Origin of the sequence: Hymenobacter telluris, assembly GCF_017313265.1 — a bacterium.
Classification (GTDB): domain Bacteria; phylum Bacteroidota; class Bacteroidia; order Cytophagales; family Hymenobacteraceae; genus Hymenobacter; species Hymenobacter telluris.
The window spans coordinates 87,134-101,051 of sequence record NZ_JAFLQZ010000001.1; the positions used below are offsets into that span (position 1 = coordinate 87,134).

11 protein-coding genes are annotated in these 13,918 nt (G+C 58.6%); 7 read left to right on the plus strand and 4 right to left on the minus strand.

What is annotated here, in order from left to right; genetic code table 11:
- The first annotated feature begins 227 nt into the window (after nucleotides 1-227).
- Complete coding sequence (locus tag J0X19_RS00365; protein ID WP_206979900.1) at nucleotides 228-1,283, plus strand: LamG-like jellyroll fold domain-containing protein; 1,056 nt, start codon at nucleotides 228-230, stop codon at nucleotides 1,281-1,283.
- Between the two features lie 144 nt (nucleotides 1,284-1,427).
- On the plus strand, nucleotides 1,428-2,357 hold the full coding sequence (gene ctlX / locus J0X19_RS00370; protein WP_242581759.1) for a citrulline utilization hydrolase CtlX: 930 nt from the start codon (nucleotides 1,428-1,430) through the stop codon (nucleotides 2,355-2,357).
- Between the two features lie 317 nt (nucleotides 2,358-2,674).
- Here ctlX and J0X19_RS00375 read toward each other — a convergent pair whose 3' ends face one another.
- Nucleotides 2,675-4,189: a malate:quinone oxidoreductase gene (locus J0X19_RS00375; protein WP_206979901.1), complete on the minus strand. Its 1,515-nt coding sequence runs from the start codon at nucleotides 4,187-4,189 to the stop codon at nucleotides 2,675-2,677.
- 316 nt (nucleotides 4,190-4,505) lie between these two features.
- On the opposite strand from J0X19_RS00375, the gene J0X19_RS00380 reads away from it, so the two are divergent.
- Both J0X19_RS00380 and J0X19_RS00385 read left to right on the plus strand, forming a co-directional pair.
- A complete protein-coding gene (locus J0X19_RS00380; protein ID WP_242581762.1) occupies nucleotides 4,506-5,624 on the plus strand; it encodes a spore photoproduct lyase family protein in 1,119 nt (372 codons plus the stop codon).
- 147 nt (nucleotides 5,625-5,771) lie between these two features.
- The gene (locus tag J0X19_RS00385; protein ID WP_206979902.1) at nucleotides 5,772-6,458 is read left to right on the plus strand and encodes a hypothetical protein; all 687 of its coding nucleotides are present in this window, start codon (nucleotides 5,772-5,774) and stop codon (nucleotides 6,456-6,458) included.
- A gap of 15 nt (nucleotides 6,459-6,473) precedes the next feature.
- On the opposite strand, the gene J0X19_RS00390 is transcribed toward J0X19_RS00385, so the two are convergent.
- Both J0X19_RS00390 and J0X19_RS00395 read right to left on the minus strand, forming a co-directional pair.
- Nucleotides 6,474-7,016: a GNAT family N-acetyltransferase gene (locus J0X19_RS00390; protein ID WP_206979903.1), complete on the minus strand. Its 543-nt coding sequence runs from the start codon at nucleotides 7,014-7,016 to the stop codon at nucleotides 6,474-6,476.
- A 144-nt stretch (nucleotides 7,017-7,160) separates the two neighbouring features.
- Nucleotides 7,161-8,273 (minus strand): mechanosensitive ion channel family protein, encoded by a 1,113-nt coding sequence (locus J0X19_RS00395; protein WP_206979904.1) that lies wholly within the window; start codon nucleotides 8,271-8,273, stop codon nucleotides 7,161-7,163.
- A gap of 365 nt (nucleotides 8,274-8,638) precedes the next feature.
- On the opposite strand from J0X19_RS00395, the gene J0X19_RS00400 reads away from it, so the two are divergent.
- A complete protein-coding gene (locus tag J0X19_RS00400) occupies nucleotides 8,639-9,055 on the plus strand; it encodes a BLUF domain-containing protein (RefSeq protein WP_257573009.1) in 417 nt (138 codons plus the stop codon).
- Between the two features lie 11 nt (nucleotides 9,056-9,066).
- Entirely contained in the window at nucleotides 9,067-9,867 is an 801-nt protein-coding gene (locus tag J0X19_RS00405; RefSeq protein ID WP_242581765.1) for a class I SAM-dependent methyltransferase, read from the plus strand.
- 111 nt (nucleotides 9,868-9,978) lie between these two features.
- Here the strand turns inward: J0X19_RS00405 and pncA are convergent, their stop codons facing one another.
- Entirely contained in the window at nucleotides 9,979-10,587 is a 609-nt protein-coding gene (gene pncA / locus J0X19_RS00410) for a bifunctional nicotinamidase/pyrazinamidase (RefSeq protein ID WP_206979906.1), read from the minus strand.
- A 286-nt stretch (nucleotides 10,588-10,873) separates the two neighbouring features.
- On the opposite strand from pncA, the gene J0X19_RS00415 reads away from it, so the two are divergent.
- Nucleotides 10,874-13,840 (plus strand): SusC/RagA family TonB-linked outer membrane protein, encoded by a 2,967-nt coding sequence (locus J0X19_RS00415; RefSeq protein WP_206979907.1) that lies wholly within the window; start codon nucleotides 10,874-10,876, stop codon nucleotides 13,838-13,840.
- The last annotated feature ends 78 nt before the right edge of the window (nucleotides 13,841-13,918 follow it).

The following is a 13,918-nucleotide window of genomic DNA, read 5'->3' on the forward strand; positions in this document are numbered from 1 at the left end:
GGGTCGCAAGGCTCTACGCAAGCCCCTGCCTACCCGATGCCTGGCACCCTAAAACGCAGTGAGATTGGTTGGCCGCCGCCAAGGATTTCCTGGGGCGGTTTCCAGGATGGCTCGCTAAATAAGCCGCCAGCGTAGGCCGGAAGAGTACAAGGAATGCTTGTAATTAGTACATTGACAACCATTAGTTTACTTGTTTCTCTTTGCTCCACTATTCATCCTTTCTTACTATGAAAAAACTTTACTTTTCGAGTGCACCCACTACCTCCACTGGTTCCTGCCTGCGCCAGCTCTGCGGTAGCGCATTGCTAGCTGCCTTGCTAGGTGGCAGCCTGAGCGCCTCGGCGCAAACGGCCCTGCTCTTCAACGGCACAACCAAATACGTGCAGGCCAACACCGTAACGCTCAACACAACCAGCCTGAGCATGGAAAGCTGGGTGAAAGTGACGGCCTTCAAAACCACTTTTCCTTACATCACAAGCGTGATGGGGGTGGAAGACGGCAACAACGCCGCCATGCTGCGCTTTGGCGATGCTACCGTTTCGCCGAACCGCATGCAGTTTGTGCTTACCGTAGGAGCCACCCAATACAAAGTGAATTCGCTGGCTACTTTCAACGTGAATACCTGGTACCACGTGGCTGGTACTTTCGACGGCACCACGATGCGCCTGTACGTCAATGGGGTGCTTGATAACTCCACGGCCGCAGTGGGCACGGCCGCAGGCACCGGAACGTTCATGCTGGGCCGCAACTACGAAGCCCTGCGTACCTTGAACGGCTCTTTGGACGAGGCCCGGGTTTGGACGCGCACCCTCACGGCCGCCGAAATTGCCGCCAGTCCCTGCCAAGTGAGTGCCACTGCGGCTGGCCTGGAAGCGTACTGGCGGCTGAACGAAGGCACTGGCACCGTGGCCAACGACCTTACCGGGCGCGGCCACACGGGTACGCTCATGGGCATGACCAACACCGACTGGTCGACGGTTATTCCGACGTCCTGCGCCGCTTTGGCTACCGCTAGCCCACGTGCTGCTTCCGACTTGCAGGTGCAGGTACTGGGCAATCCGGCCCGAGGAACACAAGCGGAAATAGAAATTCGGGGGGTGAAAAACCAGCCGGTTACCGTGCAGCTACTAAACATGCTGGGCGCAGTCGTCTCGACCCGGCAAGTGCAATCTGCGGCGGCTGAGCAGCGTAGCTCGGTGCCACTGCCAGCGGCTGCTGGCTTATACGTGGTGCGGGTGAGCACCCCCGCCGGCACTGTGGCTACCAAGCTTCTCAAAGAATAACCGTTGCCTGTAAGGCGGGCGCAAAACCCAGCCGGGGCGCACCTTGCGGGGTCAGTGGTTGCAGTGCCGGCGTATCTTGCTGGCGCGCAACAACCGGCTCCGCAAGGTGTGCCCCGGTTTTTTATTTCTGCTTCTGAAAAGTCCATGCAATCCACCAACACTGTTTTTGTGGTTCGTCCGGCGCGGTTCGGTTATAACACCGAAACAGCCGCCTCCAACCACTTCCAGCACCACATGCAGGGCCTTGGTGCCGCCGCCATTCAGGCGCGCGCCTACGCCGAATTCGATGAACTGGTAGCCGCGTTGCGCACCAACGGCGTGCGGGTGCTGGTGTTCGAGGATACGCTGGAGCCCGCCAAACCCGATGCTGTATTCCCCAACAACTGGCTCACCCTGCACCCCGACGGCCGGGTGCTCCTCTACCCGATGTGCGCCCCCAACCGCCGCCCGGAGCGCCGCCCCGATATTCTGGCGGCCCTGCGGCGGCAGTTCACCGTCACCGATGTTATCGACCTTTCCACCCACGAGCAGGAAAACCGGTTTCTGGAAGGCACCGGCAGCATCCTCTTCAACCACGAACACCGCGTGGCCTACGCCGCCCTCTCGCCCCGCACCGATGCCACGCTGTTCCGCGAGGTAGCCGCGCAACTAGGCTACCGGCCGGTAGCATTCCGTGCCTACGATGCGCAGGGAGTAGCAATCTACCATACCAACGTCATGCTTTGCATTGGCAGCGGCTTTGCAGTGGTATGCCTGGAAAGCATAACCGATGCCGCCGAGCGGGCGGCGGTAGTAGGCTCGTTCATGGTCAGTGGCCACGAAATCGTGAATATTTCGCTGGAGCAGGTAGCGCGCTTTGCCGGCAACCTGCTGGCGCTGCAAACTGCGGCCGGAACCACACTGCTGGCCATGTCGCAGAGCGCCTTCCAGGCCCTGACTGAGCCGCAGCGCCAGACGTTGAGCAAGTATGCCGCGCTGCTGCCGCCGCCCATTCCCACCATCGAAACCATTGGGGGCGGCAGCGTCCGGTGCATGTTGGCGGAGGTGTTTCTGCCGCCGCTAGGTACAAAGTAGCGTCGCTGGTGAGGTAGAAGTAGGCTACGAGAGTTCGGAAACCCGCCGGCTGGCTTCCCGCGCCAAGCTGGATGCCGCTTTCGAGCAGATGAATAACCGGTAGCCAGTAGCCCGCAAACCAATTGCCGCAAGGTGCTTGTGCTGTTGTAGGGACGCGACACTTCTCGTCTCGGCGTTGCTGAGGTTGTTTTAACCGCGCATTGCCGGTCGTTCTGGCGGGAGACGCGAAGTGTCGCGTCTCTACAGTAAGTATACTGCGCCACAAAAAAGCTCGTGCAGATTTCTGCACGAGCTTTTTTTGTGGCGGTTTGAAGGTTCTATTGTTCCACCATCGGCTCCAGGCCCAACACGGCGCTGGTACGGGCGCGGACCTGCGCCACCAACTCCGGATTGTCGGGCAACGACTGTCCGAACGACGGAATCATTTCGCGGAAACGAGCCTGCCACTCCGGCGTGCGGGAATGTTGCGGAAAGCACTTCTGAATCAGGTGCAGCATGATGCTCACGGCCGTGGACGCGCCCGGCGAAGCGCCCAGCAACGCCGCAATAGAGCCGTCGGCGGCACTTACCACCTCGGTGCCAAATTCCAGCACGCCGCCTTGCTTGGCGTCTTTCTTGATGACCTGCACCCGCTGGCCGGCAATGGCCAGTTCCCAATCCTCGGGCCGGGCTTCGGGCAGATACTCGCGCAACGCCGCCACCCGGTCTTGCGGCGACTGGCGTACCTGCTGAATCAGGTACTTGGTGAGCGGTATGTTCTTGAGGCCGGCCATAATCATGGGCCGCAGGTTGTTGAGCTGAATCGAGCCGGGCAAATCCAGGTACGAGCCCGATTTCAGGAACTTGGTGCTGAAGCCCGCATACGGCCCGAACAGCAGCTCCCGCTTGCCCTCAATCATGCGGGTATCCAGGTGCGGCACCGACATGGGCGGCGAGCCAACCGAGGCTTTGCCGTATACCTTGGCCTCGTGCCGGGCAATAACGGCCGGGTTGGTGCACTTCAGCCACTGCCCGCTCACCGGGAACCCGCCAAACCCATCGGCCTCCGGAATACCCGATTTCTCAAGCAGCGGCAACGAGCCCCCGCCGGCCCCGATAAACACGAACTTCGCCCGCACCTTGCTGACTTCGCCGGTGGCCAGATTCTTGGCCTGAATGCGCCACACGCCTTCTTTTTGCTTCAGTTTCTGCACTTCGTGGTTGAAGTGCAGCGTTACGCCGGGCTTGGCTTGCAGCAGCGTGAACATGCCGCGGGTGAGGGAGCCGAAGTTCACGTCGGTGCCCAAATCCATGCGGGTAGCCGCCACGGGCTGCGCCGGGTCGCGGCCTTCCATCACCAGCGGAATCCAGCTTTGCAGCAGCTCCCGGTCCTCGGAAAACTCCATGCCCTCAAACAAGGCCGACTTGGTTAGGGCTTGGTGGCGCTTGCGCAGGTATTCCACGTTGTCCTGGCCCCACACAAAGCTCATGTGCGGAATGTGGTTGATGAAGCGGCTGATTTCCTTCACCTCGTAGCGCTCGGCCAGAAACGCCCAGAACTGCTTGCTTTCCTCGAATTGCTCGGCAATTTTCAGGGCCTTGCTGATGTCGATGGAGCCGTCGGGGCGCTCGGGCGTGTAGTTCAGCTCGCAGAAGGCCGAGTGGCCGGTGCCGGCATTGTTCCAGGCGTCGGAGCTTTCGGCGGCGGCCACGTCCAGCCGCTCGTAGATGGCAACCGTCAGGTTGGGGTCCAGCTCCTTGAGCATCATACCCAAAGTAGCACTCATAATACCCGCCCCGATAAGAATAACGTCGGCTACGGGATGGGCAGTGGCAATATCGTTGGTTGGCATCGGTTCAGAGACAGAAACAGAGTTTCAGAAACAGCCCCAACCCGGCGCGAGGGGCGCTGAGTTGGGGCGGGATTGGAAATGCGTAGTTGGGAGCGGAAAGTGGCAATACGTGGAAAGCCGCTGCAAAGGTACTGCCGAGGACTTTAAAACAGGCAAAAGAACCGATTTAGCTGCGTAGTGTGGAGCTTGAGACGCCCGAAGCAGAACAGTAAGGGAGGCGCTTAAAACCTTGAAAAATCACAGGTTTATGCGCGTTTTACGGACTTATCCGGTGGCATTTAGTGTTCTATCAACAGCTATCAAATCCGCCTGATTCATGTTCGATTCTTTGCCTGTATTGCCGTTGTTTAGCCAGCCAACCTTGGCGCCGGTTGCCGTTCCAGAACCTCTCACCAAGTCGGCCAAGCTGTGGCTGCCCAAGCGGGTACTCTTCACGCCCGATGCCCTCGACGAGCCTTTCGGCCAGCAGATTCTGGAGCGCGTAACGGCGCACGGGTTAGACGTGGAACTGTTGAAAAGCAACCGCCTGACCGGCCTGCGCGGCGCTGATGCCCGCGAAACGTACCGCAACGCCAAAAACACCCTGGCCGTAGTGAAAGCCCCGCCCGGCGCGCTACGCCTGCAACCCACGCCCCCCTCCGCCGACTGGCAGATGAACGTGGCCGAAGGCTGCCCGGCGCATTGCCAGTACTGCTACCTGGCCGGTAGCCTGCAGGGTCCGCCGGTGGTGCGCGTGTTTGCCAACCTGCCCCAGCTGCTGGAAAACACCGCCAGCTACGAGCAGCCCGGCCGCCTCACTAGCTTCGAGGTAAGCTGCTACACCGACGTGCTGGGCATCGAGCACCTGACCGGCAGCCTGGCCGAGTGCATTCGGCACTACGGTACCCGCGAAGGTGCCCGGCTGCGCTTCGTGAGCAAGTACGACCATGTGGACTCCCTGCTGGACTTGCCGCACAATGGCCGTACGCGGGCCCGTGTCAGCCTCAATGCCGAGCCCGTGGCCCGGCGTATGGAAGGCGGTACGGCCTCGGTGGAAGCTCGTATTCAGGCCTTGCGCAAGCTGGCACTGCCTGTTGAGCAGGGTGGGGGTGGCTACCCCGTAGGCGTGGTGCTGGCGCCCATTATGCTGGTACCCGACTGGCAGGAGCATTACACCCAGCTTCTCGACCGAGTAGCAGCGGCCCTCGATTTCGACTGCGACCTGACCGTGGAGTTCATCACCCACCGCTTCACGCCCGGCTCCCGCGACGTGCTGCGCGAGTGGTACCCCAACACGGCTCTCAACTTTGATGAAAGCCTGCGCGCTGCCAAACGCAACAAGTTTGGCGGCGTGAAATACGTGTACCCGCCCGACGATATGCGTCCGCTCAAACAGTTCTTTTACGAGGAGTGGCAGCGCCGCTTCCCCCACGCGCCCGTGTTGTATTGGACGTAGTGCCAAGCTAGCTGGTGGTACAAGTAGCCACACAATGACTGTTCAACTGCTGCGTTTGAATCTGGTGAAGCACTAGGTTAATTTACCAGCATGCATCGGATAAATAGTTTTTTGAAGCTAGGTAGCGCCTTGCTGTTGGCTAGTGGAATGGTGGGTTGTTCTGGTCCGGAACAGCCTGCGCATACCTCATCGTTGCCTTACAAGCAGCAATTGCAGACGGTAGCTACCCGGCGGCAGGCGCTGGCTCAACGGTTTCGGCGGGCTCGCACAACAGCCAGTCGCCGGAAGTGCCTGCGGCAAGCCCAACTCCTGCTATTGGCCTCTCTTGATAGCACCATCTGGCCGGCTTGGTATGGCACCCCCTGGACGTTTTACGGCCACACTGAAACGCCGCAACGCAGTAGTATTGCCTGTGGTTATTTTGTTACTACCACACTGCGTGACAGTGGTTTAAAGCTAAAACGGGTATTGCTGGCGCAACAGGCTTCCGAGGTTATTATTCGTAACCTAACCACTGAAGCCCATATTCAACGATATCGAGGCATGAGTCAGCCAGAATTCGTGCGGCGGGTGCGTATGTCAGGAACCGGACTCTATATGGTTGGTCTTGACAATCATGTGGGTTTTCTGCGTGTGAAAGCCGATGGCAGCGTGTCATTTATTCATTCTTCCTACGTACAGCGCAAGGGAGTAGTGCAGGAACCCGCCCTGACTTCGGTGGCGCTGGCTTCTCAGTACCGGGTAGTAGGCAAAATATCAGCCGATGAGGGCCTACTGGAAGCTTGGTTGCTACAGCGGCCGTTGGTAGCACACGTGCCAACATCACACGGTTAAAAGCTGTGAGGGCCGTTACTTTTTGTCGCGAAGTTCCCGCCATTCGTGCTCCAGCATGCTCATTTCCACGAGGCTCCAGTACTCGTTGCCGTGCTTGAGGATGTCGCGCATGATGCCGTCCTGCTTCAGGCCGCACTTCTCGTAGCAGCGGATGGCGGCGGTGTTAAAGTCGTACACACCTAAGTCAATACGGTGCAGGCCCAAGTCCTCGAAACCGATTTTCAGGATGGCTTTGATCATGCCCTGGCACACGCCACGGCCGCGGGCGGTGGTGTTGCCCACCAGCACCCGACTAATGCGCGCCGAGTTGTTTTTGCGGCTGATTCCGCCCAAGGAAATATGCCCTACTACCTCGCCCGTCTTGGATTCCACTGCCTTATACACCAGCGCGTCCGACTCCTGCAAGTCGTTGGTGCCTTCTAGGTACCAGGCCAGCGAAGATTCGGTGAGGGGGAAGCTGAACAGCGCCCCCGACCAGCTTTGCAGCAGTTGTGGGTCGTGAATCCAGGAAATTAATTGGGGGAAATCGGCGGGAGTGAAGTACTCGAGTTGGATCATGCAGGCAGAGAAGTACACCACCGAAAAGTGGCCACCCAATCGTTTAGGGCCATCCAAGGTACGGCGTTTCGGGCGCGCCGCCTAACGGTGCGCCGCCGAAACTAGTGCAGCTGGATGGGGCCGCAGAATCAACTTCACGTGCCGCTAGCCGGCTTCGGCGGCGGCGCCGGTGGGTAGGAACGGCGGCTCTGGCGCAGCATCGAAGGCGGTGCGGGTTTTGGGCAGGCTCTCGGGGTAATTCTGCTGGATAAAGGCCACCAGCTGCTCCCGTATTTCGCAGCGCAAATCGAAGGCGCGGCTGGAACTGGAGGCACTCACCAAAGCCCGCAGCTCGATGGTGCGCTCTTTGGAGTCGGTGACTTGCAGCACGCACACGCGCTGGTCCCAGAGCGGATTGGCGGCGGCCAGGCGCTTCAACTCAGCCCGCACTTCCTCTACGGGCAGGGTGTAGTCGGTGTAGATAAACACGGTGCCCAACAGTTGCGAGCCGGTGCGCGTCCAGTTCTGGAACGGCTTCTCGATGAAGTAGTTAAGCGGGAGTACCAGCCGTCGCTCGTCCCAGATACGCAGGACCACATAGGTAAACGTTATTTCCTCTACGCGGCCCCATTCACCTTCCACTACCAGCACGTCGTCGATGCGGATGGGCTGGGTGAAGGCAATCTGGAAGCCCGCCAGCAGGTTGCCGATGGAGCGTTGCGCTGCAAAACCCACAATCACGCTGGCAATACCCGCCGAGGTCAGCAGCCCCGTCCCGATTTTGCGCACCGTGGCAAAGCTCATCAGAATCAGGGCTACCGCCACGAAGATAATCAGCGAAACCACCAGCTTGCGCACGAATTGCAGCTGGGTGAACAGCTTGCGTACCTGGAGGTTATCGTCGCCGCCCAGCTGGTAATGCTGCTTTACCAGGTCCTCAATTACATCCACAGTTTTCACCAAGCCCCAGGCAAACGTAACCAGCAGTGCCGTTTCCACCAGCCGCCGCAGCACCTCGTAGTGCTTGGGGGTGAGCGGCGCCAGCGGCAGCACAAACGAAAGCACCAGCACCGGGAAAAAGAACGTGCTGGCTCGGTTCAGGTGCCGCGCTACGGAGTGGGAGAGGAGCGTGTCTTCGCGCCGGTTATAGGCCCGCAACACCAGAAAAACCACGATTTTGAGCAGTAATCCGCTGGCCAGGCCGCCGGCTATAACTACGGCAGTATAGAGAATGGCTTCGAGCTGATCAGGAAGCAGTTCCGGTAAGTTGAATCTCATGGGCAGAAAACAGGTCCGCCTAGCAGTACCTTGCTCTACTTGGAAAGGTTATGTATTGCTTCAAGGTTGCAAAACCACAGTTTTAAACAATAGCAATACATAAGTGCCTTGCTAGATAGCCGAAGACGTGCTACGTATTAACACCTAGTGGTTGGAAAGCAACAGTTGATTATACTGAATTTGAAGTATTATCGGCTGCAAGTATTCTAAGGCAGTTGCGACATTTTATTAATTATTGGCAACTTACCTTGTGAAAACTGGGTGCTGTGAAAATATAATTATTTTCAGTATTGCTTAGAAAAATGCAGGTTGTGCAAGCAGTAGTTAGTATGAATTATCAAGCGTAAGTAGGAATGCATCATATTATGTACATGAGCTCATCGGTTGGAGTAACAGATGAGTATGCCTTAAAGCAAATTTTAACCCGGTCACGAGCCAAAAACGAGGAGCACCACATTACGGGGATGTTAGTGCTTAGTGGCGATAAATGGATGCAAGTGCTGGAGGGAACCCGCGAACAGGTTGCCGCTATGTTCCAGACAATCAAGCAGGACCCGCGTCATAGCAACGTATGTAAGTTAGCAGACGGGCCAATTACGCAGCGTGCCTTTGCCGACTGGTCGATGGGGTTCACTCCCGCTTCGCCCGGGGAGTTCGAGCGCATAGTAGGGTATTTCAACCCCAGCCAGACTGGCTTACCAGCCCCGTACCTCAGTCAGCCGGCTAACGAAGTATTCGAGCTGTTAAAGGAGTTCAGTGCGGGTCAAAAAGACCTATTTTAATAGCTTGCAGGATGAATATTCCGCTTGACTACCTCACGCTGAACCGACACCTCTGGAACGCCAAAACCGACTACCACGTGGCGTCGGATTTCTACGATATGGCGGGCTTTCGGGCCGGGAAGTCGTCGTTGCGGGAAGTGGAGCTGGGTTTGCTGGGCGACGTGGCGGGCCGGTCGATTTTGCACCTGCAATGCCATTTCGGGCAGGATTCGTTGTCGCTGAGCCGGCTGGGGGCGCAGGTTACGGGCGTTGACTTGTCGGACAAGGCTATTGCCAAAGCCCGCGAGCTAGCAACCGAGTTGCAGCTGCCAACCAAGTTTATTTGCTCGGATGTGTACGCGCTGCCCCAGCATCTGCACCAGCAGTTTGACGTGGTATTTACCACATACGGCGTGCTGGGCTGGCTGCCCGACCTGGCAAAATGGGCGGCCGTGGTAGCGCACTTCCTGAAGCCCGGCGGCCAGCTGCTGTTGGTGGAGTTTCATCCGGTGGTGTGGATGTTCGATAACGATTTTACGCGGGTGGAATACTCGTACTTCAACCGTGCCGCCATCGAGGAAACGGAAACCGGCACCTACGCCGACCGCGCCGCACCCATCGAGCACAAAGCCATTTCCTGGAACCACAGCCTGAGCGAAGTGCTGGGTAGTTTGCTGCAACAGGGCCTGGAAATCACGCATTTCAACGAGTACGACTACTCGCCCTACAACTGCTTTGCCAACCTGGAGCAGATAGCCGAGCACCGCTACCGCCTCCGGCATCTGCCCGATAAGCTGCCGATGCTCTACTCGGTAATGGCCCGCAAACGGTAGGAGCTGTGATAGTAGCGCGAAGCCTTTGCTTCGCGTATCGTTGAACGACCTGCCTGCGGCGCGGCATTCCGCAACGATACGCGAAGCAGCGGCTGTGCGCTACTGCCTCTTTTACCGCACATCGGTGGCCGACACGAAATGCGCGCCGTGGGCCAGCAGGTCGGCGCGGGCCTGGGCGTAGCCGTCGGCGGAAATGGCGCGGGTGGCATCTTCAATGAAATACACCTCGAACCCTTGCTCCAGGGCATCCTTGGCCGAGAAATACACGCAATAATCAGCGGCCAGGCCGGCCAGGTACACCTGCGTGACGCCGCGGCCGCGCAGGTACTCGGTAAGACCGGTGGCTTTGCGGTGGCCGTTGTCGAAAAAGCCGCTGTAGGAGTCGATGGTGGGGTTGGTGCCTTTGCGGAACACGGTTTCGATGCGGTGCTGGTCGAGGGCGGGGTGCAGGTCGGCGCCGGGTGTGGTTTGCACGCAGTGGTCGGGCCACAGGGTCTGGGGCAGGCCGTACAGGTCGATTTGCTGGAACGGCTCGTGGCCGGCGTGGCTGCTGGCGAAGCTGCCGTGCCCGGCCGGGTGCCAGTCCTGAGTAGCCACCACCAACTCGAAACGGGGCTGCAACTCGTTCACGAGCGGGATAATAGCGTCGCCATCGGCTACGGCCAGGGCTCCGCCGGGCACGAAGTCATTCTGGATATCAATCAGCAGCAGTGCTTTCATAGAAGAAGCCTATTTGAGAACGTCGGGTGAAAGTAAGGATTGGGCGAGGCCAGCGGACGAAGTGCGCGTGGAAGCCGGTCAAAAGTAGCGTTGGCTATTGAAAAGCATACGGGACGGGCGCTTATGGGAACGTTGCCGGTAACGTTTGCATAAAAAAACACCGGGCAACAAGCTTCCGCAAACGTTTGAGGGGCTTAATATTAACTAGCAGTCAGACTACAGTATTACGTGCACCGTGTGCAGTAACCACACTTGATTGCCTCTTTACTACAATTCCCACATACTCATGAAACATTCCTTACTACTACCAGCCATCCTGCTGTGCGCGGCGGCGCCCGCCTGGGCTCAGCAAACCAGGCAGCTTTCGGGGCAAGTGCTGGACGCCAAAACCGGCGAAGGATTGGCCGGCGTAACGGTGCTCGTAAAAGGCACCACCAACGGCGCTTCTACGGGAGCCGACGGTCAATTTACGCTGAGCGTACCCACCACCGGCGAGGTACAGCTAACCGTTAGCTACATCGGTTACGTTACGCAAACCGTAACGGCCAAAGGCGACGGTAACCTGAACATCAGACTGGCTTCGGATACCAAAGCCCTGGACGAGGTAGTAGTTATCGGCTACGGACAGGTGAAGAAGAGTGATGTAACGGGCGCCATTGTATCGGTAAAAGAAGAAGACATCAAAAAGACGCCGGCGGCCAACGTTATGGAGTCGTTGCAGGGGCGGCTGCCGGGCGTGGACATCACGCGCAGCAGCGGCTCGGCTACGTCGGGCGTGAGCGTAACGGTGCGGGGCAACCGCTCCCTCACCGCCAACAACGGCCCGCTGTTCATTGTGGATGGCGTGCAGTACAACTCCATTCAGGACATCAACCCCAACGACATTGCCTCGATGGAGGTGCTGAAAGACGCGGCTTCCACGGCGGTGTACGGTTCACGCGGGGCCAATGGCGTTATCATCGTGACCACCAAGCGCGGCACTTCGGGCCAGCCGCGGGTAACCATCAACTCCTACTACGGCCAGACCGATGTTGCCAATTACCCCAAGGTGAACAACGCCGAGCAGTACGTGGCCCAGAAGCGCGAAGCCAACCGCACCACGGGCCTCTGGAACAGCACGGCCGACGACAGCAAAATATTCACGCCCTACGAGCTGGAATCCATTGCCAACGGGGTTTCCACCGACTGGATGGAGCTGTTGCTGCGCAAAGGCACCCAACAGGAGCACCAGATTGGCCTGTCGGGCGGCTCCGAGAAAACCAAGTTCTACACCTCGTTCGATTACTTCAACGAGCAGGGGTTGTTCAAGCTGGATAACCTCAACCGGTACTCCATTCGCTTCAACATCGACCAGGAGATTAACAAGAAAATCACCATCGGCCTGCAAAGCCAGCTGACGTACTACAACCAAAGCGTCCGGCGCGACCCCACCAACCAGGCCAACAAAATCAACCCGCTGCTCACGCCGTACGATGCCAATGGCAACATTGCCATCTTCCCCAACAGCGGCAACTTCATCAACCCCATCATTGATGAAGTGAACGGCAACTACGAGAACAACACCCGCACCACCCGCACCTTCACAACGGGCTACGTGAGCTACCAGATTCTGCCGAGCCTGAACATCCGCTCCAACCTGGGCCTCACGCTGTCCAACGCCCGCACGGGTATCTACCAGGGCAGCAACACCCTGGACCGCAACGGCTCGGTACCGCAGTCATCGTACGGCACGCAGTTTCTGACCAACTGGAGCTGGGAAAACATCGTCAACTACAACAAGACCTTCGGCGACCATTCCCTCACGGCTACCGGCGTTACGTCGTTGCTGACGTTCAACACCGAGAATTCCAACGCGCAGGGCCGCAACCAGCTGCTGGCCTCGCAGCTCTACTACAACCTGGCCAACGCCAACCAGCAGCTGGGCATCAACAGCGGCTACGAAGACAGCAAGCTGATTTCGTTTACGGGCCGCGTGCAGTACGGCTACAAGGGCCGCTACCTGCTCACCCTCACGGGCCGTAGCGACGGGTCGTCAAAGCTGGCGGCGGGCAACAAATGGGCCTTCTTTCCGTCGGCGGCCGTGGCCTGGCGCATCATCGACGAGGATTTCATGAAGAATGTCAGCGCCGTAACTGACCTGAAGCTGCGCGTGAGCTACGGGCGGGCCGGCAACTACGATGTACCGGTGTACTCGTCGCAGTCGTTGCTGTCGCGCATTCCGTTTGGCTACGGCGAAACCAGCGCCCCCGGCTACACCTTCGCCAACCGCATCGGCAACCCCGACTTGGGCTGGGAGCTGTCGAACACCAAGAACATCGGCCTGGACTTCGGTTTGCTGGATAACCGCCTCACCGGCTCGGTGGACGTGTACAACACCAAAACTACCGACCTATTGCTCGACCGGTTCCTGCCGCTAAGCTCGGGCGTATCGGTTATCACCCAGAACATTGGCAGCACCCGCAACAGGGGCATCGAGGTTGGCCTGAACGGGCGCCTCATCGACAACGAAAACTTCAAGTGGAATGCCGGAGTAGCGTGGTTTATGAACCGCGAGGAAATTGTGGACCTGGGCGGGGCCAGCAGCGACATCACCAACGGCTGGTTTATCGGCTCGCCCACCCGCGTGATTTACGACTACGAGAAAATCGGTATCTGGCAGCTTGATGAAGTGGATCAGGCCAAAGCCTACGGCCAGAAACCCGGCCAGATTAAGGTGCGCGACCTGAACGGCGACGGCCAGATTACGGCCAGCGCCGACCGCAAAGTGCTGGGCTGGCGCGTACCGAAGTGGAACGGCAGCTTCAACAGCGACTTCAGCTACAAAGGCTTCGACTTGTCGTTCCAGTTCTTCGCCCGCATGGGCCAGATGTTCAACTACGAGTACAACAGCTTCTACGACCCGCAAGGCATCGAGAACAGCTCGCGCCAGAACTACTGGACGCCGGAAAATCCGTCCAACGACTACCCGCGGCCGGATGCTAGCTTATCGAAAACCACCCAGCAAAGCGCCCTGTACGGCAACACCCTGTACTACCGCGACGGTTCGTACGTGAAGCTGCGCGCGGCCACGCTGGGTTACAACATTCCGAAATCGGTGCTGGACAAGCTGCACATGTCGTCGTTGCGGGTGTACGTGCAGGGCAAGAACCTGGCCACCTGGAGCGACATCGAGGACTATGACCCAGAGCGCGGCGGGGCCATTACGTCGCCGATTCCACGGGTGGTACTGGCAGGCCTCAACCTCGGTTTCTAGGATTCAGTTGTCGGTTAAAAGTTGCGAGTTGTCAGTCCGCAGCATCAGGACCTATCAATCAACAATTCGCAGCTACCA

What these genes read in the sequence shown, in the direction of transcription:
- J0X19_RS00365 (WP_206979900.1), top strand. Translation starts at nt 228, where the DNA reads ATGAAAAAACTTTACTTTTCGAGTGCACCCACTACCTCCACTGGTTCC.
- ctlX (WP_242581759.1), top strand. Translation starts at nt 1,428, where the DNA reads ATGCAATCCACCAACACTGTTTTTGTGGTTCGTCCGGCGCGGTTCGGT.
- J0X19_RS00375 (WP_206979901.1), bottom strand. Translation starts at nt 4,189, where the DNA reads ATGCCAACCAACGATATTGCCACTGCCCATCCCGTAGCCGACGTTATT.
- J0X19_RS00380 (WP_242581762.1), top strand. Translation starts at nt 4,506, where the DNA reads ATGTTCGATTCTTTGCCTGTATTGCCGTTGTTTAGCCAGCCAACCTTG.
- J0X19_RS00385 (WP_206979902.1), top strand. Translation starts at nt 5,772, where the DNA reads ATGGTGGGTTGTTCTGGTCCGGAACAGCCTGCGCATACCTCATCGTTG.
- J0X19_RS00390 (WP_206979903.1), bottom strand. Translation starts at nt 7,016, where the DNA reads ATGATCCAACTCGAGTACTTCACTCCCGCCGATTTCCCCCAATTAATT.
- J0X19_RS00395 (WP_206979904.1), bottom strand. Translation starts at nt 8,273, where the DNA reads ATGAGATTCAACTTACCGGAACTGCTTCCTGATCAGCTCGAAGCCATT.
- J0X19_RS00400 (WP_257573009.1), top strand. Translation starts at nt 8,639, where the DNA reads ATGTACATGAGCTCATCGGTTGGAGTAACAGATGAGTATGCCTTAAAG.
- J0X19_RS00405 (WP_242581765.1), top strand. Translation starts at nt 9,067, where the DNA reads ATGAATATTCCGCTTGACTACCTCACGCTGAACCGACACCTCTGGAAC.
- pncA (WP_206979906.1), bottom strand. Translation starts at nt 10,587, where the DNA reads ATGAAAGCACTGCTGCTGATTGATATCCAGAATGACTTCGTGCCCGGC.
- J0X19_RS00415 (WP_206979907.1), top strand. Translation starts at nt 10,874, where the DNA reads ATGAAACATTCCTTACTACTACCAGCCATCCTGCTGTGCGCGGCGGCG.